The following is a 20,790-nucleotide window of genomic DNA, read 5'->3' as shown; positions in this document are numbered from 1 at the left end:
TAATTGTGCTATCATTATGCTTTTAACAAGACTACAATTCTTTTTTGCAAGAATTAATAGGGGGTAGTCATGCCGTACATCGCGGAAACAAAAGAGATGGAGCGTGTTTTCGGAAGTGGTGTCACAGCGGTTCGCGCACTTCAGGGGGTCAATATACGTGTGGAAAAAGGGAGGCTCCTCATCTTGAGAGGAAGGTCAGGTTCGGGGAAAACAACCCTGCTCAATCTGCTAGGTGGATTGGATCGCCCAACAAGAGGAGAGGTATTCTTTCAGGGAAAAGAGATAGGCAGTCTGCCAGACCGAACACGCACGAAGATCAGGAGAGAAGGGATGGGATTTATATTCCAATCATTCGGACTATTCCCACTTATGTCCGCAGCTGAAAACGTAGAGTTTGGACTACGGCTCTCCAGAATTCCTGCAAGGGAGTGGAAGGGGAGGGTGAGTGAATCACTGGAGCTCGTCGGTTTGACAAAGCGCGCCAACCACCGTCCCTACGAGCTGTCAGGCGGAGAGCAGCAACGCTGCGCGATTGCCAGAGCCGTTGCACATCGCCCGGAGCTGCTTTTGGCTGACGAACCGACTGCAGAGCTGGACAGCAGGATGGGGAAACAAATCAGCGGCGTCTTTCGCAGACTGGTGGATGAAGCAGGAATGAGCATTGTCATGACGACGCATGATCCGAGTGTGATGGAGGTGGCAGATGTTGTATACGAGCTGGAAGACGGTTCAATTATCAAAAGCTAGTATCCCTCGTGTAACGAAGAGCCTGGTTGCTATAGCCTGCATGAGCGTGCTGCTCACGGGCTGTTCCCTGTTTCCCAAGGAGGAGCCGATGCTGGCCCCGCCATTGGTAGAGCCTGTGCAAGTCACCTATGAAGTCGCCGAGGTGACGAAAGGAACGATTACGAAAAGCATCAAGGGATCGAGTACCTTTACCACAGTGGACAAGAAAGAGCTCTCTTTTCCCGAGACAAAGGGGTTGCGTCTGATGTCGTTCGCGGTCAGCAACGGCGAACTGGTCAAAAAAGGACAGGTGCTTGCTGAGCTTGATGCAACCGAGCTGGAAAGAAGCATCGAGATGGCTCGCTATGAGGTGGAAAAAGCCAAGCTGGAACTGCAGGAAGCCCAGCAGGATAACAAGTACGAGGTGGAGGAAGCCCGCTTGAACGTCGTCAAGGCTGAGATGAATGCCAAGGTCAGCGAGACCAAGCTTGCCCAGATCGAGCTGGATCAAGCCAGGCTGAAGCTGGCGGAGCTGCAGGACCCCAAAAGGCGTGAATTTCAGGTTGAGCGTGCCAAGCTGAATGTCAAGCAGCGTGAGATGGACTTGTCCAGTCTGCAAAAGAGATTGGCGGATACCAAGCTGGTCGCTCCGATGGATGGAGTGGTCCTCTTTGTCAGCAATGAGCAGGTGGGAGATGAGGTAGATGCGTATCAGCCCCTCGTGACCATCGGAGATCCGAACAAGCTGTTTATCATCTATACAGCTCCTGAACGCGAGGCGCTGAAGGATGTGAAGGATGGGGTCAAGGCGACCATCAAGCTGCCGGATGGAACAATGGAAGAAGGCGTTGTTGTACAGACTCCGTTGAATGTACCTGATCAATTACCAGAGGATCTAAAGCGCCTGTATCAGCGCAGCATCCTCATTGCGCCAGCCAAGCCGATAAAGGGGATGGAGGTCGGCAGCTCCGTCGTCTTCGAAATCGTCATCGATCAACAGGAGGATGCCGTCATCATTCCGATCAAAGCACTGCGCGGGTTCAACGAGAGAATGTACGTGCAGGTTTTGGACGAGAACGTGAAAAAGGAAGTAGACGTCACCGTGGGTATTAAGACAGCGACAGAAGTTGAAATCATTAACGGGCTACAACCGGGCCAGCTGGTCATTCTGGATTAGGGGGGAACACAGCATGGCTATGCTGCAGATGATTCTGCGAAAAATGCTGAACAACCGCTGGCTCGTCGGGAGCCTGCTGCTCGGGCTGGTTGTCGCAGTCGGATTGATGTCGAGCATCCCTGCATTTACGAATGGCGTGCTGCAGCGTTTATTCGTCAAAGACATGGAAGAGTATCAGCAGGTAGTAAAAAGTTTTCCTGGTGGCCTCCTGGTTTCAATCAACCAGGATTTTGGTGCCCAGGACGGAGCCATAGTGCTTGCCCACTTGAAGAACGTGATGGAAAACGAAATCATTCCTTCGCTTTCAACACCCTTGCTCGATCAGGTGACCGTATTGAGGTCGCTTCCCTTCCAGTCGGTATTGCAGGATCAAATAACGAGTTCACCGGAAACAGCGATTCTCTATTCGTTCACGAATCTGGATCAGCACATCACCTTGATCGATGGGCATTTGCCCGCAGCTGAACCTGTGGATGGAGTGTTAGAAGCCCTCGTAACAGAAAAAGGGTTAATGGAACGCAAGATGGTGCTGGGCAACATCTACGAGTTGACGACAACTCACGCAGATGTTGCGGCAATACGCATCAAGCCGGTAGGAGTTTTCAAGGAAAAAGAAGGCAACGATCCCTATTGGTTTGCCAGATCTGCGGAATACAACAAAGGGTTCATTTTGCATGAAGAGCTGTTTCGGAAGACGTTTTTGGAAGAGAACAATCTCGTTCTCGCAATCCGCTATTACCTGGCTTTCCAATATCAAGAGTTTCAGTTTATCGACAAGGAAAAATTAATGTCCGTCGTGCCTGAGCTGGAAGAAAATCTGGTTCAGTTCGGTCTGAAAAAGTCAGATCTCAGCATTCAATTTCCCGTCAGTTCCATCACCCAAAAATACGATGAGCAAAACCAGCATTTTCGGAACATTCTCTGGTCTTTGTACGTTCCCATCATTATCATGCTGGCGATCTATCTCGTGATGGTCTCAGGCTTGATCGTCGAACGTCAGCGCACAGAGATCGCCGTTCTCGGCAGTCGCGGGGCAGGGCGGGGACAGATTTTTGGCATCTATTTTGTGGAAATTATCATTTTGGGCTTACTCGCCTTGCTGATTGGACCATTTGTCGGCATCCAGCTCAGCAAGATTTTGGGGATCTCCAACGGATTTTTGCAATTCGTTGATCGGACGGGGATCGAGGCACAGATGAATGGCGAGGTCCTGATCTATGCCGCATGGACCGTACTTGGCTGCATGTCCCTGTTGCTCATCTCGATCTTTTTCGCGACGCGGCAAAATATTGTGACACATAAGCAGAACGCAGCCAGAGTCACGGGTCAGGCGATGTGGCACCGACTTTTTCTGGATGTCATACTCTTACTGATTTCGTGGTATGGCTGGTATTCCTATCAGAATATGATCGAGAACGCAGAAAAAGCGGCAGAAGACTCCGTACCGATGTCGGTGGATGTGCTGTTGTTTTTTATCCCGGTCCTGTTCTCCCTAGGGCTTGGTCTCCTTTGCCTGCGAATCTACCCTTGGCTGCTGCATGGAATCTATTGGCTGGGCCGCAGGTTCTGGCCGATCTCCGTGCATACCACCCTGGTTCAGGTAGGGCGGGCTTCCCGGCAGTATCAATTTCTCATGCTGTTTGTGACCATCACGGTCGCGATCGGTATGTTCAGTGCGAGTACAGCCAGAACCATCAATCTGAATGCGGAAGAGCAGATCTTTTACCAGAACGGCACTGACATTCGCCTCATGGTGGACTGGATCAATGACAAGCCGGTGGTGTTCCTCCATCGCAATCCGGCGATGCAAGAGGGATCACCAGGACCTGAGTCTCCCAAGCCGCCCATTCAGTATGTAGAGCCTGATTTCTTGCCCTTTCAACAGCTTCCTGGCGTGGAGCATGCAACGAGAGTGTTTGTTCACCAGATGGCGGAGGCAAGCGAGGGGAGGCAGAGCGTCAAGGAAGTCACGCTGATGGGAATCGATCCCAAGGAATTCGGACAAACGATTTGGTGGAAGCAGGGACTATTGCCGCATCACATTCACGATTATCTCAATTTGTTGGGCAAAGAACCCAAGGCTTTATTGATTTCCCGCACCCTTGCAGACAAGCTGAAGGTAAAAGAGGGGGATACCATCATGGTCGGGTGGAAGAACATTCGTCCCGTGGAGATGATCGTATACGCCATCGTCGATTACTGGCCAGGCTGGAGTCCGGTCGGGAAAGACTCCATTTATTCCTCGAAGCAGAAGGAGAAGTACCTGATGGTAGCCAATCTGCCATACATCCAGAGCAAATTGCATATGGAGCCTTATCAGGTCTGGCTAAACCTGCAGGCAGAAGCTTCCTCGGAAGCACTCTATGAGGGGCTGATTCAAAACGATACGAGACCTACTTTTTTGAGCAATGCGCGACAGCTGTTGATCGAAACCAAGAACAGTGCCTTCTATCTGGGGGTAAACGGTTCGTTGACACTCGGCTTTTTGTTGTCGATGCTGATTACGTTCATTGGCTACGTGATGTACTGGGTGCTTACGCTTGGGGCACGCAAATTGCAGTATGGGGTTTTTCGGGCAATGGGGATGTCTTTTGGCAGCCTCGTTCGCATCATCGCATGGGAGCAGTTCTTTACCTTTGGCGTTGCTTTTGTGATGGGAGTGGCGGCAGGCAAGCTTGCGAACATGCTGTTTTTGCCGGCGCTGAAGCTGTATCTGCATGCTGAAAAACAAATTCCTCCCTTTACGATCACGTCTTCCGCACAGGATGAGTGGCTGATCTATTCCTTTGTGGCCATTACCCTTGTGGTCGGGATCGCGATAGTCGGAGTCATCCTTTCTCGCATGCAAATTCATCAAGCTGTGAAGCTCGGGGAGGATTAGACACATGATCGTCTGTGAAAATTTGGTAAAGATCTACAAGGCAGCTGACTTGGAGGTTGTGGCCTTGCAGGGCTTGGACCTTACCGTGGAAGACGGCGAGCTGATGGGGATCATCGGAAATAGCGGAAGTGGAAAATCGACGCTATTAAACATGCTGGGTGGGCTGGATCGGCCTTCAGCAGGCAAGCTGTTCGTGGCAGGGAAAAACCTGTTTCGCTTATCGCAGGCTGAATTGATCCAGTATCGACTCCGTACGGTTGGCTTTGTCTGGCAGAACAATGCGCGCAATCTGATCCCTTACCTGTCTGCGCAGCAAAACGTGGAGCTGCCCATGCTGATCGCAGGACAGCGAAAACGCGATCGTGCAGGCGAGCTGCTGGAGATTGTCGGCTTGGGGCATCGAAAAAAGAACAAGCTGAATGAACTGTCCGGCGGGGAACAACAGCGCGTAGCCATTGCGATCGCCCTGGCCAACCAACCGAAGCTGCTTCTCGCTGACGAGCCGACCGGAAGTGTGGACAGCCGCACAGCAGCGATGATTCTGGATCTTTTTCAGGAATTGAACAGGTCGATGGGGCTTACAGTGGTGATCGTGACGCATGATCTGGAGATCGCCAGAAAGGTGGACAGAGTCGTGGCGATTCGCGATGGAAAGACCTCGAGTGAAATCCTGCGTCGGAGCAGTGCCGGTGAAGAGGGGGAAGAGACGGGGCGAAGCGATATCGAAGTGGAAACCCATGAGGAATGGGCTGTGCTGGATCAGGCTGGGCGCATTCAGATACCTCAGGAGTACCTGCAGGAAATCGGAGCAGATGGAAAGATGAAAATCGAACTGGAGGAAGGTCGAATCGTCCTTTATCCACCTCCCCCCAAACATGCATCAGTGCAAGCGAAATAGTCGATGCCACAACGAGCTTTTTTGCCGCTCCTGCTGCATTCTGGCTAACTGCACCTTGGCGTCGAGGATGTCGTTCATCGCTTTAGTCAAACGGCGATCCCGCTCCTTCAGACTGGAACGAATATATGCTTCTTGCTTCTCCATGCGCTCCAGCAAGGCGTGATGGGCGATATCCTGCTGTTGGACGTGGCTGGCTAAAGTCTGAAGCTTTGCTTCCCATTGCTCTGTGTTTGGCGCGTATACCGGCATGGGTATTGAGGCCGGAGCTGGAGCAGGTACAGGTGCAGGTGCCAACGTGGCAGCGCTTTCCTTTCTCGTCGCATCAGGGGACTGGTGACTGACAATCATGTGGGCGGCTTCCTCCTGTGGAAAAAGCTGATCCTTGGTCAACCGGTAAAACCGCTGGAGTGCGGCTACGTCGATCTGGCGGTATTCCCGACGGTTTTGACTATCCCGCAAAAACCAGTATCCATGCTGCTCCAAAAGCATGCTCCATTTGCGCAAGGTGCTTGCTCCGATTCCCAGCATACTGGCTACCTCTTTGCCGGTGTATGTCCTTTCTCTGGCTACCAACTCAATGACGTTTCCCATCTACCATCCCTCCTGACTCGTCCGCTTCTACTTAAGCTTCTTTCGTTGAGAGGGCTGGTTTTCCTGTTTGAGATCGTGCGACAAATTCCTGCAGTCTTCGGTCCTGACAGCTTTTTTCTTGTTGCAGTTTTGCCTATATCAGGGTGATATGTCGATTGGAGGGAAAGTGTGTTGTTTTGAAGAATAAGGGGACCACACTGTCTAATACGGAGGGATCAATATGGATTCTGTCGTTGACTATTACACCGGTTTTGGGGCCTATTTTTTCAATTTGGAAGACATCGAACCCTTTATGGAATCGATCGGATTTGAAACCCTGGATTTGATTGGCTCCACCAACATCGGGACACTTCTGACAGCGGACCAGAGCCATCCGTTATGGGGGTCTCTTCACACCTGCTCTATATGGGTCGGAAAAAATGTTGAGAATGGACGTGCCCCTGTCTTGATGATGTGACGAATAACCAGCGGATACACGTACATTTTCGGTCAATCTCCGCATTTGCTCTAGGAGGGCTATGCCAAACGTACATAAGATGCAGAAGAAGGAGGGATTGACATGGCATTTAAAGACCAGGTGAAAAAATTTGAAGGTAAAAACGTCAGAGTAGAGACTGTGGATGGGACCTTTACAGGTAAACTGGTGGAAGTTAAATCTTCCACGATTATCTTGCGTCAAAACGACAATCGTAGGACCATTATTCGTGATTCCAAGATTGTTGCTGTAACGGAGCACGACGATTGCTAGGAAGGTTTGCATTGTCTTTGTTCCTCAGGCTGTCGAGAGATCGGCAGCCTGTCTGTTTTGGATTATTTGTACCTATGCAGGTACGAGCAAGAAGGATGTCAGGAGGGGTATCTTCGTGGTAACATAGAAATGTTGAGACAAGATACCAGGAAAGCAGGGGATACCATGTTGGACATCAGATATCACGGACATTCTACCGTGCAGCTGTCGATCGAAGGACATTCGATCATCATTGACCCGTTTATCACCGGTAATGCGCTTGCAACAACAAAACTGGCCGACATCCAGGTTGAATACATACTATTGACACATGGCCATGGGGATCACATCCTGGACGCTGTAGAACTGGCGAAGCAAAATGACGCCACGATCATTGCGACCCATGAGTTGGCCACTTACATGGGCTGGCAGGGAGTAAAGGCAATCGGAGTGAACCTGGGCGGATCGCTCAAGCTGCCTTTTGGCAAAGTGAAAATGACGCATGCCTTCCACAGCTCCGGCGTCGTTCTGGATGACAAGCAGCAAATCATCTATATGGGAATGCCGGGTGGCTTCATCATCGAGCTGGGAGGAAAAACCGTATACCATGCGGGCGATACCGGATTGTTCGGCGATATGAAAATGCTTGGCGACCGTCATGATATCGATCTGGCCTTCTTGCCCATCGGCGATCATTTCACGATGGGACCAGAGGATGCAGTGGTCGCAGCGGAGTGGGTAAAAGCGGATTACGTCGTGCCGATTCATTACAACACATTCCCACCCATTCAGCAGGACGGAGATGCTTATGTAGCGGAGCTTGCAGAAATGGACATCAGAGGCAAAGCTTTGAAGCCAGGAGAAGCGCTTCGCTTGCCGTAAATACGCCGATAGCATGTCAAAGAGCCGTCTCTAGCAGAGAAGCGGCTCTTTTTTACCAATCCTTACAGTCCCTCCACCAATCTCGCCGCACGCATCGTTGCTTCCCTGCGCAGCTCTTCCCAGGAGATGTGTGTAAATTGGCGATTCTTCATCAGGATTTCTCCGTTGACGATGGTCGTATCCACATCGGCTCCTGTCGCGCTGTAGGCGATTAAGGCGTGGAGGTCGTGTACAGGCTGCATGTGAGGTTTATTCAGATTGATCAGGATCAAATCAGCTTTCTTTCCTGCCTCGAGAGTACCAACCTCATGATCAATCTGAAGCAGCTTGGCGCTTTCGATCGTAGCCATGCGCAATACCTGCTCTGCAGGCAAAAGTGTCGGGTCGCCGTGCTGGAGCTTTTGCAGCCAGGTAGCAGCCTTGATTTCAGCAAACATATCCAGTGTAGTCGCGCTGCCAGCCCCATCGGTTCCGAGCCCTACAGTGATGCCCTGCTCCAGCATGTCGCGCACGGGTGCGATACCGCAGCCCAGCTTCAGGTTGCTGACCGGATTGTGAGAGACTCCTCCACGCATTCTGCGAAGCAGGCGAACATCCTCGGTAGACAGATGAACAGCATGAGCTAGCAGGACGTGGTTGTCCGTGAACATGCCGAGCTCGTACAGGTACTGCGTCGGTGTCTGGTTGTAGCGATTTCTGATTTTTTCCACTTCCTCCACCGTTTCAGCAAGATGGATGTGAATCGGAATCTGCCGGCTTCGTGCCAGGTCAATGATTTCGCTCAAGGGCTGGGGTGGGCAGGTATAAGGTGCATGGGGACCCAGCATGGTGGAGATTCTACCATTTGCTGCTCCACTCCAGGTGTCGATCAGATGGAGAGCCTCCGTCATACGCTTGCCTCCGTCATCTTCGAGAAAGACAACTCCACGTGTCAGCGACGCGCGCATTCCGCTGTCTTGCACAGCCTGTGCCACCTGATTCATGTGCACGTACATGTCGGCAAAGCTCGTCGTACCGGAAGCGATCATTTCGGCGGCTCCGAGCATCGTTCCCCAGTAGACATCCTCTGGAGTCATGCGTCCTTCAGCTGGTAGCATTTTTTTATCCAGCCAATCCATCAGCTTGAGGTCGTCCGAAAAAGCGCGCAAGAGCGACATGCTTGCGTGGTTGTGAGCATTGATCAGCCCCGGCATCGCGACCATTCCCACTCCAGTGATCACTTCATCTACAGGCTGCTTCGGCTCGATAGCAGGCCCTATCTCGGCAATTCGTTCCCCTTCGATGAGCAGATCTCCGACAAAAGGGAGTTCACCCTCGCGCATGGTAAGAATCGAGCAGCCTTTGATCAACGTTCTTTTCATTTTCTTCCCTCCAGTTTTGTGGTTTAGCTGCTTCCAACGGTAAAGCTTGACGTGGCGGGAAGGTCAAGAGGCGACATTCGTGAAATATTGTTTAGTAAAATGCGATTGACGAAAGAAATAATACTTCCTACAATAAGAATTAAGATTGGCTGAAAGTGACGGTGGCGGAATGTTAAACGGAGGTTTAGTCAGTTTACAAACGATATTGGACGAATTGAAGCCGTCGGAGCAGAAAGTGGCCCAATACATACTGGCTCATCCGGAAGAGGTCGTAAAGCTCTCGGTGCAAAAGCTAGCTGAGCTGAGCGGTGTATCGGAGGCGACAATCATTCGTCTGGCCCGTTCACTGAACATGAAGGGTTATCAGGAGCTAAAGCTGCGCATTGCAGGAGATCTGAATAAGCAAAGCAATGTGGGCAGCTACCAGGAGATCATGATGGAGGGCTCGGTCGATTCGATCATGCAGGCCGTCAGCTGGAACAACATCCAGTCTATCCAAGACACGCTGTCCGTGCTTTCCAGTGACGAAGTAAAGAGGGCGGCAGATGCCGTGACCCAAGCACGAAAAATTGACGTATACGGAGTAGGCGCTTCTGCCGTGATCGCGGCGGATATCAAGCAGAAATTTTCGCGAATTGATCTCTGGTGTGAAGCCTATGCGGATTTTCATGCCCAGCTCACCTCTGCCGTGACATTATCAGAGAAAGACGTCGTGATCGGAATCTCATACTCCGGTCAGACAGAAGATATCATTCAATCTCTCACAGAAGCCAGACAGCAAGGAGCTACGATCATTACCTTGACCAAATTCGGTCCCTCTCCCGTCGCTGATCTGGCTGATATACGTTTGTTTACCAGCTCTGTGGAAAAAAGCATTCGGAGCGGTGCGATGGCATCTCGTATCGCCCAATTGAATGTCATCGATATACTGTTCATCACGATGGTGAGCAGACAGCAGGAGGAAGTGATTCCACTGCTGGAAAAAACGCGTGTGGCAGTCAGCAGGACCAAGCGAACATCCGGTTAAAGGATGGTGAAAGGGTATGGACAAGGTAAAAAAGCTTTTACAGGATTGGGTCGATGAGGGGCTGTTGCCAGGAGCTGCATTGCGCGTCATACGCGATGGCCGTGTCTGGTACGCCTGTGAAGTAGGTACGACTAGCATCACAAAAGAGCAGACCGTGACGCCTGATACCTTGTTTGATCTGGCGTCGTTGACCAAGGTTACCGCAACGCTACCAGCAGCATTGCTGCTGATGCAGGAAGCTCAAATGGCTCCAGATGATCCGATAGGTCGTTTTTTCCCAGACTGTCCGTCAGATAAAGGTTCAATTACGATTGCGCAGCTGCTCACACATACGTCAGGGCTCCCAGCCGATTTGGCACAGCGCAGGAGAGATGATATTCTTTCTTTGCCATCTCTGATCTACCAACAGTCTTTAATACATAAACCTGGTACAAGAGTCGTTTACAGTGATCTGGGCATGATCTGGCTGGGGTTATTGATTGAAAAGCTGACTGGGGAACGATTGGATGCTTACGTGGAGCGGCGTATATTCCGTCCATTACAGATGCATCATACCTTTTATCGTCCGAATAAAAACCTTTTTCAAAATATTTCGTCTACCGAATTTTCGTCGCTGCTTGGCGGGTATATCGTCGGGGAGGTTCATGACGAGAAGGCTTGTGCAATGGGCGGAATCGCAGGGCATGCAGGATTGTTTTCTACTGCTGACGACCTGGCCAAATACGCCATCAGCTGGCTGTATGATGATCAAAAGGTCGTGAGCACCGCATGGAAAAGAAGAGCGATCCAATGTCATACGTCAGGGCTGGGAGGCAGTCGCGGATACGGCTGGGATTTGAGGGGCGCAGATACAGCGAGCAGCTGCGGTCAAGGATTTCACCCCGACAGCTATGGACATACAGGATTTACCGGCACCAGCATGTGGATCGACCCCGTTCAGGAATGGGCTGTCATTTTCCTGACTAACGCTGTTCATCTCGGACGAGATCACCAGCTGCGCCGCTTGCGGCCGATCCTTCACAACGCTGTCACGGCTCATCTTCAAAAGAGTCTGACTTGATACATTTGCCTGCCCGACTGGGTGAGCAGAAAGAAACCAGCTTTATCATAATGGGGGAGGGTTTAGCATGAAGCAATTCCGTTCTCGCACAGCAGCTTCCATCGTATTGGCGGCTGTGATGACACTGGTTGGATGTAGTGGAGGAGGCGGCAGCGGCACTGCCACACCTGGTGGAGAACCCACAGCCAATCCGGGTGGCAGTCAGGCTGGAAGTCAGGGAGGGGGCGAACAGGTCACGGTATCCATGCACAGCTGGCGTGTAGAAGACACAGAAGGCTACGCCAAGCTGATCAAGGCGTTCGAAGCAGAAAACCCTGGCATCAAGATCGACTTCAAGCCATTCAAGGCGACAGAGTACAATACGATTCTCAATACAGCCCTGCAAAGCGACAGTGGTCCCGATATCCTGCAGCTGCGTCCTTATGCTCCAGGGATTTCGCTGGCAGAGGCTGGCTACTTGGAGCCTCTCGACAATCTTCCAGGTATGAACAATTTTCCCAAAGACGTTCTGGCAGCAGCCACAGGCAAGGATGGCAAAGTGTATGGCGTGCCGTTGTCACTCAACTCCACCCAGTTTTTCTACAATAAGAAAATTTTTGCGGACAATGGTTTGACGGAGCCCAAGAGCTGGAACGAATTACTCGCGACTGCCCAAGCTTTGAAGGATAAAGGCATTGTACCCATTTCCTTCGGAGCCAAAGAAGGCTGGCTGCTCTCTCTCAGTCACGGTGTGATCGCCCCTGGCACCTACAATGGCAATCCATTTGTAGAAAAGCTGATAAAAGGGGAGGCAGACCTGAAAAGTCCTGAATTCCTTCAATCGATTCAACGCATGAAAGAGCTGGTTCCTTATTTCCCGGAAAATTATGTGGGCCTTGAATTGAATGACATGCGGACGTTGTTTGCGACAGAAAAGGCAGCCATGTTCATCAATGGCAGCTTCGAGCTGGAAGGCATCCAGAAGCTGAATCCTGATCTGCAGCTCGACTTCTTCCCCATGCCGACAGAGGATGGAAAGGCCGTTCTGACGACTTGGGTGGATGGCTCCTATGCTGTCAATGCCAAGGCGAAGCACAAGCCCGAAGCACTCAAGTTCCTAGAATTTATGGCAACGAAGCAATTTGGCGAGCTTTTTGCAAATGAGTTCAAGCGGATTAGCGCTGTGCCAGGTGTGACGACCGATAATCCGATTGTGAACAAGATGGCAGAATTGTCACAATCCAGCTCGACCCCCTATTTGATGGTTGTTCATTTTGCAGAAGGGCAGCCGACGACCAAGCAGACGTTGGAAAATGCCCTGCAAGGCATGTACCTTGACAAGATGACCCCAGAGCAGGTGGTAGACGAAGTGCAGAAGTCAGCCGCCAGCTGGTTTGAGCCATTCAAGAAATAAGCGCAGGTAAAGGGCGGGGGCGAGGAAGTCATTCCGTTCGTCCCCGAAAATGATCGAGGAGGTGGAGAAGATCGGTACTTCCGGGAGGTCAACGATCAAACCAAAGGGTCGTTTGCGATGGCTCGTCCATTTGTTTCCCTTGCCTGCACTCGTGATCTATACGCTGTTTGTCGTCTATCCCATCTTCTCTGCATTTACGTATAGCTTGTACGAGTGGAATGGCATCAAAAGAGGCATCTTCATTGGATTGCAGAATTTTCTGACGTTGTTTCAGGTGGAACCCTTTAACACGATGTTCTGGAACGCCTTTGGACACAATGTAATTTACTTCATCGTGGAGATGATTGTGCAAAATGGTATCGCGTTTGCACTCGCTTTTTTTATCTACCGGAAAATCCGCGGCTCCGGCTTTTTAAAGATCGCTTACTTCATGCCGAGACTGCTCTCTGTGATTGTGGTTGGTTTTTTGTGGAAATTGATTCTGAACCCGAATTACGGGGCGCTCAATACATTCCTGGCAAAGGTGGGGCTGGAATCGTGGGCAAAGCCCTGGCTGGGTGATCCAGATACAGCCTTGCTCGCCATTATTTTGGTGAATTGCTGGTTTGGGATCGGGTTTGCCATGCTGATTTTTTTGGCAGGCCTGCAATCCATACCGGAAGAGCTGATCGAAGCAGCCAGGCTGGATGGGGCCAAGGGTCTTCATATGCTGGTGAAAATCATTCTGCCGCTTTGCATGCCAGCGATTACGATCATGACGATCTTTACCTTCATCCAGGCGTTCGAAGCCTTTGAGCTGGTCTATGCGATGCAGGGGTCGATGGGCGAGCCATTCCGTTCCACCGACACGCTGGCTGTTTACTTTTACCGTTTGGCCTTTAGCAGTACGGGAGGCTCAGGAGATGTGGCGATCGGTCTGGGTTCGGCTCTTGCAGTTGTGTTGTTTGCGATCGTCGCCTCGGTGTCCGCCATTTCTCTGTATCTGATGCGAAAAAGAGAAGTCCAGCACTGAGGAAAAAGGTACCGTGATGAAGGGGGGATCAGAACTGAAAACGAGCCCGAGTGCCCGAGCGATGCAGTATGTGTTTGCCTATGTGTTCATGCTGGTGGCGATCTATCCCATCGTGCTGATGATCGCCTCCTCCTTCAAAACAAACATGGAGATTTTTTCAAACCCGCTGTCTCTTCCCCAGTCGTTTAGCCTGGATACGTACAAAAAATTGTGGGAAGCCGTACCCTTTGGTGACTTTCTGCTGAACAGTGTGATCGTCAGTGTGACCTCAGTTGTGCTGATTGCTGTTTTTTCGGCGATGGCCGCATTTTACGTGTCCCGTTTTTCCTATCGGTGGACAGGATTGCTTTACTTTTATTTTCTGGTAGGACTGATGATTCCAATCAAGCTGGGGATTGTCCCTTTGTTTTTGCTGATGAAAAACCTTGAATTGCTCAATACACTCTGGTCCCTCATCCTGATCTATACAGCAAGCGGCATCCCGATCTCCGTGTTTATTTTGACGGGATTTTTCCGGACGCTGCCTGTCGAACTGGAGGAAGCGGCGCGAATCGATGGCTGCAACCATTTCCAGGTCTTTTGGCGAGTCCTGCTGCCTTTGATACGTCCGGCTCTGGGGACCGTGGTCATTATTAATTTTATCAGTGCCTGGAACGACTTTTTCTTTCCGCTGATCTTTATTCAGGAGGAAGCGCTCAAGACCATACCGGTTGGCATGATGGTGCTGTTCGGGGAGTATGAGACAGACTGGAGTCTGCTTTTTGCCGGGCTTACGCTGTCTGCACTGCCCATGATCGGTGTGTTCCTGATGGCGTCCAGGCAATTTATGGAAGGGCTGACGGCAGGTGCAGTTAAGTAAACAAGAGCAAGGATGGATTATCGGAATCGACGGGGGCGGGACGAAGACGAAAGCGGCGATTTGCGACCGTTCAGGCAGGGTGGCTGCAATCGTCACAGGAGATGCCTCCAATCCACTGTCCAGACCTTGGTCCGAGGTAGAAATCACGATTCGCCACTTGATCGAGGAATTGGTCAGGCGAGCAGCTATTCGAGCATCGTGTGTGGATGCGATCTATATGGGCTTGGCAGGTGCGGATCGTCCTGCCGTGTCCGCTCAGATCGAAGCTTCGTTTGGACCGGAATGGCAAGGTCGTCTTTTTATCGATAATGATGCCGTGCCAGCTCTCTATTCCGGCACGTGGGGCGAGCCAGGCGTGGTTTTGATCGCGGGTACGGGCTCGATCGCCTATGCCGTCCATCGCAGCAACCGTCGATACAGGGTCGGGGGCTGGGGGTATCTGTTAGGCGATGAAGGCAGCGGCTTTGATGTGGGCAGGCAGGGAGCGGTCGCTGTGCTGAGAGCTTTTGACGGACGTGGGGAAGCAACGACACTGACCCAACTGATGCTCGATCATTACGGATTAAAAGCACCAGATGAGCTGATCGCCTACATATACGGAAGCGATAATCCGCGCAAGCAGCTGGGAGATTGCAGCCGACTGGTGGAGGAAGCTGCCAATCAAGGAGATGAGGTGGCGTTGCGCATTATTCATCAGGCTGCACGCTCGCTGGTGGAGCTCGTCGGTGCTTGCCACGCGAAGCTGGGAGAGGAGCTTCCGGTTGTCCTGGCAGGGGGATTGTTGACAGCTGAGACAAGAGTGAGGCGGGAATTGATGGAAATGGCGTCGTTTGCGATCTGTACACCAACTGTGCCACCTGTCATCGGAGCGCTGGTGGCGGGAATGCAAAGGCTGGGCCGTCAGCTGGATCCAGACGGAATCAGGCAGCTTCAAATGCTACAGGGCGATGGGGAAGGGAGCAATGTTGATGAAGGATAACCTGCACGAGCTTCAGACCGAAATGCGCAATACGGCGAGCGAACAACTGGACCAGATGACAGCGCTGGAAGTGGTCACCTTGATGAATGAGGAGGATCAGAAGGTTTCACTTGCTGTGAAGCACGCCCTGACAGAAGTCGCAGCTGCTGTGGAGGTGATCGTTCAGGCAATGGAGCAGGGCGGACGGCTGCTCTATTTCGGCGCAGGGACCAGTGGTCGGCTCGGTGTATTGGATGCTTCAGAATGCCCGCCTACCTTTGGTACGGACCCTTCGCTGGTGCGTGGGATCATTGCGGGAGGCTCTGCCGCCCTGGTCGAGGTGATTGAGGGAGCAGAAGATTCGCTGGAGCTAGGACGCGAGGATGTGGAGCGTGCCGGAGTTACAGCCAAGGATGTCGTAGTAGGGATTGCCGCTAGCGGTCGGACACCGTATGTGCGTGGAGTCCTGGAAGGAGCAAAGGAGAAGCAGGCGAAAACAATCTCTCTTTCCTGCAATCCCGACCCGGATATTAGTCATGGTGTCGATGTTTCGATCAACGTCATGGTGGGTCCTGAGGTTGTCACGGGGTCGACGCGGCTCAAGGCGGGAACAGCGACGAAGATGATTCTGAACATGCTGACCACCGCGAGCATGGTCCAGCTCGGGAAGGTTTACGGCAATCTGATGGTAAATCTGCAGGCTACCAACCGAAAGCTGCGGGAGCGTGCCAAGCATATTGTTATGCAGGTGACCAATCTGGGCTACGAAGAAGCAGAGCAGCTGATCACAGCAGCCTCTGGAGATCTCCGCGTTGCGATTGTGATGCAAAAGGCCGCCTTGACGAAGGAGCAGGCAGAAGAGCGATTGCGTATAGCGGGAGGAAAAGTGCATCAGGCGATCGCAGCATCCAGCTGAACGAAAAAGAGACCTTTTCTCTTATGAAGGTCTCTTTCTTCCTTTCTGCACATTTCAAGCAAGGAAAGGGATGGAAACAGATAGAATTATAAGGTAATATTAAATGTGAACAATATGTGTTGACGTCTTAGGCTATTTCTGCAATCAGGGGTAGCCGTTTTCTCGTCTCAGACGAGGGGACGAACGATGTGTACATGCATCGTCTTTGTCTGCCATACTCTTACCCTACATTCAATAGGGTTTTGTGAAATGAAATGGAGAAGCGTTATTGGGGGGCACGTAGCGGATGGAGGGATGGGCACAGAAGAATACGGTATTAACGGCTGGTTTTGCTCAGATTCCAAAAGGGACAACCTTGTATGAAGTCTCTACCATAGTAGGTTGTGTATTAATCATTGATGCAGATCATGATTTGATATGTGATGCCAGTTTTACATTCGTAATGGAGAAGACGAGCGAGTTTCTGGTAGCTTTGCTGGTGGGAAAATCGATTGCGAACGGAATGAAAGAGATCACGCCGGTCGTACAAGAGCGCTTTTTGGGTCCAGGTCAGGGGGCCGTTCTTCAGGCGATCCGCGCTGCAGTCGATCGTTACCACGAAAAAAAAAACTTGAGCTAGCCAATTGCCGGAGGGTTGTACATGCATGAAGGTTTTTCAGACAATGAGGTGTATGCACGACAATTGTTGGAAAGATATACTCACTGGTTGAGCCGGATCGAGCTGGTGGACCGGACAGAGCTGGAAGCAACCTCGCGCGAGATCAAGACAGAGCTGTCGGGGATCGACAGCGACCTGCACGGACGGCTGTTGCAAGAAATTGGAGCACTGCAGGAAAAAGTTTCTGAGATGTTATGGATGTCAGAACATATGAAAATTTTGCACGATTTAAGCCACACCTTTGCGAAAACCTTCGACGAGAGGCAGATCACGTGGAAGGCGTTTGAGCTGGTTTCGCGCGTCATGCGTGCAGATGCGTTTTTTATCGCTTTCTATGAGGAAGGGGATACCGAAATCCAGATTCCGATCAGTGTGGATAGCGGCATCAACTACGGCCCGTTGATGATTCCCTACGGTCAGGGGATGATCTCCAAAGTGATTGAAAACGGAGAAACGATTCATATTCGCACCATGCGCGATGAGCCGAGTGAACCGGAGATGATTCGCTGGGGAAGTCCGGAAATCGATACGAATACTTGTATTTTTGTTCCTCTGATGGTCGGCAAGCAGGTGATGGGGGTTATTTCCGCTCAATCCTATCGGGAGTTTGCCTACAAGAAGGAGCATGAAGAGCTGTTAAAAATTATTGGATTCCAGGTCGCGAGCGCGATCGAGAATGCGCGGTTGTATGAAAGAATGTATCAAATGTCTTTTCAGGACGAGATGACTGGACTGTCCAATTATCGGGCTTTTCACCGTGATCTGGACAAGCTGTTGGCCAAAAACAATCCAGTCGCTTTGATCATGCTGGACTCCGATAGCCTGAAATCAGTCAATGATCACTATGGGCATCATCTGGGAGATGAACTGATCAAGCGTATTGCGGAGGCGATGCAGGCGGTGGCCACAGATGAGGACACCACTTATCGCTATGCCGGAGATGAGTTCATGCTCCTGGCACCTGAAGCGACGCTGGAGGAGGCGACCGAAAAGGCAAGTGCAATTCGGGAATATTTGCGCATGCATCCTCTGGTGCAGGACAATTGTTGCATACCTGTCACGGTCAGTGTGGGCATCGCGTGTTATCCTTATGATGCGGCCACTGGAGACAGCCTGAAGCGGGCAGCAGACGCAGCGTTGTACAGCTCCAAGCGAAAAGGAAAAAATTGCACAACCGTCTACGCAGTTGGATAATCAAGCGAGGGGCTGTCCCAATCGATCACGAGGGATGCCTCTTTTCTTTCTCTCTGCTGTACCTGTGAATACAGATCAGTGCCAACGCTTTAAGCTACAGGGGGTGAAAAGGATGAATCAGGTCACATGATTGGAACTTGTCATATTGCAATGGAATGGGATTGCCGTACCCATTCGCAGCGAAAAGCCAAATTTTCGATGCCTGAAGCCATTTCGTTGCTTTATTGCATGGACATTCAGCTGGTCGAAGATTGAAGGCTACATAGGGGAGCGACTGAATTTGCATAGACATGAGCATGCGTGGTCCGACGAAGGCGGTGCTGAGACATCGACGTGAACATGTGGTTTACTTTAACGGTGGTTGTACTTGGACTCGGTGCCGTGATCTCCATCGTCTGGACGAGCTGGAGAAACGGAATTTCGCCAATGCCCGCTTCCGCTCTCGTTCGTCAGGCAGTAGCGAATGAAGTGAATCGTCTTCAGGGGACAGGAACCCTCGTAGAAGCAGGATCGGGCTGGGGGACGCTGGGAATACATCTGGCAAGGCACTGCCAGGGGTGGCGAGTGGTCGGCGTCGAGAACTCGCCGGTTCCATTACGAGCTTCACAGCTATTAGTGCGTCTTCACTTCGGAGTGGATGCGAAGGCCTGGGCTGCTTTTCGAAGAGGAAACATCTATTCCTGGTCCTATACGGATGCGTCTGTCGTCGTATGCTATCTATACCCAGGTGCGATGCAACGGCTGAGTCCCATTCTCTCCCGTCAATTGATGCCAGGAGCCCTGGTGATCAGCGTATGCTTCGCGTTGCCTGGTTGGACGCCAGAGAGAGTCGTGACGTGCAGGGATCTTTATCGGACAAAAGTTTACGTATACCACGTAAAATAGCTAGCCAGTTCCCATGATGGTGAGGGAAGCTGGCTAGCTATTTTGTGTATACCTTGTCTCAAGCAAAAAAATACTTACATCCGATCATATAAATAATGTAAATGATGACGGCAACGATTACAGCATCTGAAGGCTTAAACCATTTGGTCAATAGATAAATGCTGCTAATAAAAATCACGGCCCCAAAAGCCCCAAAAATAGCATTTTTTTGTGTGATTCGAAAATCGACAAAGCTCATGTTTTTCATTTGTAAGCTAACATTGATCAAGGTCATGATAGGGAGTAAAGTAATAATGCCTGACAAAAATAAGTATTTGGATTTACTTAGAAGCGATGCGCAGACCAAAATGGTTCCGCCTATAAAAAACTGTAAAATATAACCCACGATGTTTCCCACCTGACTGATGACGATCTCTAGATGTAAAATCCCATCTTTTTTATAGTATAATTGAACTTTTGTGTAAAGAGCCTTTATTTGATAGTTCGATAAACAAAGCCAGCCAAACACATTTTTCGTGTAATGACTGGCTTTTTGTTACGGTGAGAGCGGTTTAGCGATACTGCCGGGAAACCAGCCATTCCGTCAGTGGCAGGATAATAATCGACAAGGAGAAGACGAGTAAAAGGGTCGTGTTTTCCCGACCAAACAGCCACTTGTCGACAGCTAGAGCCAGCAGCAACAGAATGACCAGGACAAAGTAGCTGATCTTTGCACTTTTCATGGTGATATGGCGCCCCAGCTCCTCGTCCTGTCTGGGTCCGTTCGGATCGTCAGGTGTACCCCATGTAATGGCAGACAGAAATGCACTCAAAACGATTGCGCACGAAATGATTTCATTAAAGCCAACCGTTTGGCCGGTCAGCCACATGTAAAAGGTGTAACCGATGATAATGGCGCTTGTCACCCCAAAGATCGTGCCGCCCCATTTTCTTGTTGAATATCGCATTTACCGCTCCTCCTCGTAATGAAACAACTCGTCGACTGTGATGGCTAGCTGCAGTGCCAGCTGAAAAGCCAGCTTGAGGCTGGGATCGTATTTGTTGTTTTCGATCGCGTTGATCGTCTGACGGGAAACGCCGCATGCCTTGGCTAATTCATCCTGTGAAATGCCCTGCTGTTTGCGCAGCTCCCTGATCTTGTTTTCCATAGGATCAAAGGCTCCTGTATGTAAAAGATATTTTACATTTTCAGTGTAAAAGAGGACATTCCGAATGTCAAATATGTTTTGAGAAATGTTCCTACTTGAAAAATTATAATTTGGAGGAGAGAAAGGGGAGCCATCATGTACGATGTCATCATCATCGTGTGCAGCACCTTATATATAGAAGAAATTCGTGGATGGCGCATGAGATGCGTCATTTTTTTATATCAGAAGCGGGGGTGGATATGGTAGCAACCTACCATTTTTCAGCGGGATTAGGAAAAAATAGGTTGGAACAGTGGTACCTGTACGCAAGGGAGAGTGGGGCAATAGACAGGGAGGGTTGCAGGACTTCTTGCCAAAAAAACTAGGACAATATAAGTAATTACTATTGAATATTAAATTTCGATTACAAATGTTAATTACTCAACTTTCGCAGCTCA

General features: G+C 50.7%; 22 protein-coding genes and 1 pseudogene. 18 read left to right on the top strand and 5 right to left on the bottom strand.

From position 1 onward, the window contains the following. The first annotated feature begins 69 nt into the window (after window positions 1-69). The 4 genes from EDM52_RS20210 to EDM52_RS20195 are packed head-to-tail and all read left to right on the top strand — an operon-like array spanning window position 70 to window position 5,682. Window positions 70-747 carry an ABC transporter ATP-binding protein gene (locus EDM52_RS20210; protein WP_122910752.1) on the top strand — a complete coding sequence of 226 codons (678 nt, stop codon included), beginning with the start codon at window positions 70-72 and terminating at the stop codon, window positions 745-747. Continuing rightward, window positions 704-1,903, top strand: a complete 1,200-nt coding sequence (locus tag EDM52_RS20205; protein WP_245997180.1) for an efflux RND transporter periplasmic adaptor subunit — start codon at window positions 704-706, stop codon at window positions 1,901-1,903. Before EDM52_RS20210 ends, EDM52_RS20205 begins: the two co-directional genes overlap by 44 nt. 13 nt (window positions 1,904-1,916) lie before the next feature. Beyond that, complete coding sequence (locus EDM52_RS20200; protein WP_122910751.1) at window positions 1,917-4,784, top strand: ABC transporter permease; 2,868 nt, start codon at window positions 1,917-1,919, stop codon at window positions 4,782-4,784. Between the two features lie 4 nt (window positions 4,785-4,788). Then, the gene (locus EDM52_RS20195) at window positions 4,789-5,682 is read left to right on the top strand and encodes an ABC transporter ATP-binding protein (RefSeq protein ID WP_122910750.1); all 894 of its coding nucleotides are present in this window, start codon (window positions 4,789-4,791) and stop codon (window positions 5,680-5,682) included. Here EDM52_RS20195 and EDM52_RS20190 read toward each other — a convergent pair. Beyond that, window positions 5,665-6,273, bottom strand: a complete 609-nt coding sequence (locus tag EDM52_RS20190) for a MerR family transcriptional regulator (protein ID WP_122910749.1) — start codon at window positions 6,271-6,273, stop codon at window positions 5,665-5,667. The genes EDM52_RS20195 and EDM52_RS20190 overlap by 18 nt on opposite strands. A gap of 220 nt (window positions 6,274-6,493) precedes the next feature. Between EDM52_RS20190 and EDM52_RS20185 the strand changes: the two genes are divergently transcribed. The 3 genes from EDM52_RS20185 (at window position 6,494) to EDM52_RS20175 (ending at window position 7,882) form a co-directional block, all read left to right on the top strand. Further along, window positions 6,494-6,730 carry a hypothetical protein gene (locus tag EDM52_RS20185; RefSeq protein ID WP_183185230.1) on the top strand — a complete coding sequence of 79 codons (237 nt, stop codon included), beginning with the start codon at window positions 6,494-6,496 and terminating at the stop codon, window positions 6,728-6,730. A gap of 102 nt (window positions 6,731-6,832) precedes the next feature. After that, entirely contained in the window at window positions 6,833-7,021 is a 189-nt protein-coding gene (locus EDM52_RS20180; protein WP_122910748.1) for a DUF2642 domain-containing protein, read from the top strand. A gap of 165 nt (window positions 7,022-7,186) precedes the next feature. Continuing rightward, on the top strand, window positions 7,187-7,882 hold the full coding sequence (locus EDM52_RS20175; protein WP_122910835.1) for a metal-dependent hydrolase: 696 nt from the start codon (window positions 7,187-7,189) through the stop codon (window positions 7,880-7,882). 62 nt (window positions 7,883-7,944) lie between these two features. On the opposite strand, the gene EDM52_RS20170 is transcribed toward EDM52_RS20175, so the two are convergent. Next, entirely contained in the window at window positions 7,945-9,243 is a 1,299-nt protein-coding gene (locus tag EDM52_RS20170; protein WP_122910747.1) for an amidohydrolase, read from the bottom strand. Window positions 9,244-9,412: 169 nt separating this feature from the next. On the opposite strand from EDM52_RS20170, the gene EDM52_RS20165 reads away from it, so the two are divergent. The 11 genes and pseudogenes from EDM52_RS20165 to EDM52_RS20120 all read left to right on the top strand — a co-directional run bounded on the left by EDM52_RS20165 (window position 9,413) and on the right by EDM52_RS20120 (window position 19,205). After that, window positions 9,413-10,270 (top strand): MurR/RpiR family transcriptional regulator, encoded by an 858-nt coding sequence (locus tag EDM52_RS20165; RefSeq protein ID WP_122910746.1) that lies wholly within the window; start codon window positions 9,413-9,415, stop codon window positions 10,268-10,270. A 16-nt stretch (window positions 10,271-10,286) separates the two neighbouring features. Then, entirely contained in the window at window positions 10,287-11,330 is a 1,044-nt protein-coding gene (locus tag EDM52_RS20160; RefSeq protein ID WP_122910745.1) for a serine hydrolase domain-containing protein, read from the top strand. Window positions 11,331-11,397: 67 nt separating this feature from the next. Next, on the top strand, window positions 11,398-12,723 hold the full coding sequence (locus EDM52_RS20155; RefSeq protein ID WP_122910744.1) for an ABC transporter substrate-binding protein: 1,326 nt from the start codon (window positions 11,398-11,400) through the stop codon (window positions 12,721-12,723). 49 nt (window positions 12,724-12,772) lie between these two features. Further along, entirely contained in the window at window positions 12,773-13,735 is a 963-nt protein-coding gene (locus EDM52_RS20150; RefSeq protein ID WP_122910743.1) for a carbohydrate ABC transporter permease, read from the top strand. A 16-nt stretch (window positions 13,736-13,751) separates the two neighbouring features. Next, a complete protein-coding gene (locus EDM52_RS20145; RefSeq protein WP_122910742.1) occupies window positions 13,752-14,594 on the top strand; it encodes a carbohydrate ABC transporter permease in 843 nt (280 codons plus the stop codon). Next, window positions 14,581-15,459 (top strand): annotated as a pseudogene (locus tag EDM52_RS20140) (N-acetylglucosamine kinase); the annotation flags it as partial. The gene EDM52_RS20145 and the pseudogene EDM52_RS20140, both read left to right, overlap by 14 nt. Then, a complete protein-coding gene (locus tag EDM52_RS25760) occupies window positions 15,405-15,563 on the top strand; it encodes a c-type cytochrome (RefSeq protein WP_415783079.1) in 159 nt (52 codons plus the stop codon). The pseudogene EDM52_RS20140 and the gene EDM52_RS25760, both read left to right, overlap by 55 nt. Beyond that, complete coding sequence (gene murQ, locus EDM52_RS20135) at window positions 15,563-16,468, top strand: N-acetylmuramic acid 6-phosphate etherase (protein WP_122910834.1); 906 nt, start codon at window positions 15,563-15,565, stop codon at window positions 16,466-16,468. Before EDM52_RS25760 ends, murQ begins: the two co-directional genes overlap by 1 nt. 286 nt (window positions 16,469-16,754) lie before the next feature. After that, on the top strand, window positions 16,755-17,087 hold the full coding sequence (locus EDM52_RS20130; RefSeq protein ID WP_122910740.1) for a DUF3870 domain-containing protein: 333 nt from the start codon (window positions 16,755-16,757) through the stop codon (window positions 17,085-17,087). Window positions 17,088-17,108: 21 nt separating this feature from the next. Continuing rightward, complete coding sequence (locus EDM52_RS20125) at window positions 17,109-18,320, top strand: sensor domain-containing diguanylate cyclase (RefSeq protein ID WP_122910739.1); 1,212 nt, start codon at window positions 17,109-17,111, stop codon at window positions 18,318-18,320. A gap of 339 nt (window positions 18,321-18,659) precedes the next feature. Next, window positions 18,660-19,205, top strand: a complete 546-nt coding sequence (locus EDM52_RS20120) for a class I SAM-dependent methyltransferase (protein WP_122910833.1) — start codon at window positions 18,660-18,662, stop codon at window positions 19,203-19,205. A gap of 58 nt (window positions 19,206-19,263) precedes the next feature. Here the strand turns inward: EDM52_RS20120 and EDM52_RS20115 are convergent, their stop codons facing one another. From EDM52_RS20115 to EDM52_RS20105, 3 genes are all read right to left on the bottom strand, one after another. Continuing rightward, window positions 19,264-19,590 carry a GlpM family protein gene (locus EDM52_RS20115; RefSeq protein WP_122910738.1) on the bottom strand — a complete coding sequence of 109 codons (327 nt, stop codon included), beginning with the start codon at window positions 19,588-19,590 and terminating at the stop codon, window positions 19,264-19,266. Between the two features lie 166 nt (window positions 19,591-19,756). Next, window positions 19,757-20,152 carry an accessory gene regulator B family protein gene (locus tag EDM52_RS20110; protein WP_122910737.1) on the bottom strand — a complete coding sequence of 132 codons (396 nt, stop codon included), beginning with the start codon at window positions 20,150-20,152 and terminating at the stop codon, window positions 19,757-19,759. Beyond that, window positions 20,153-20,353, bottom strand: coding sequence for a helix-turn-helix transcriptional regulator (locus EDM52_RS20105; protein ID WP_122910736.1), 201 nt, complete (start codon window positions 20,351-20,353; stop codon window positions 20,153-20,155). It abuts the gene before it with no gap. Window positions 20,354-20,790 lie beyond the last annotated feature (437 nt).

Source organism: Brevibacillus invocatus (assembly GCF_003710915.1).
Classification (GTDB): Bacteria; Bacillota; Bacilli; order Brevibacillales; family Brevibacillaceae; genus Brevibacillus; species Brevibacillus invocatus.
The sequence above is the reverse complement of the archived record's forward strand: the minus strand, read 5'-3'. Positions and strand labels throughout refer to the sequence as shown.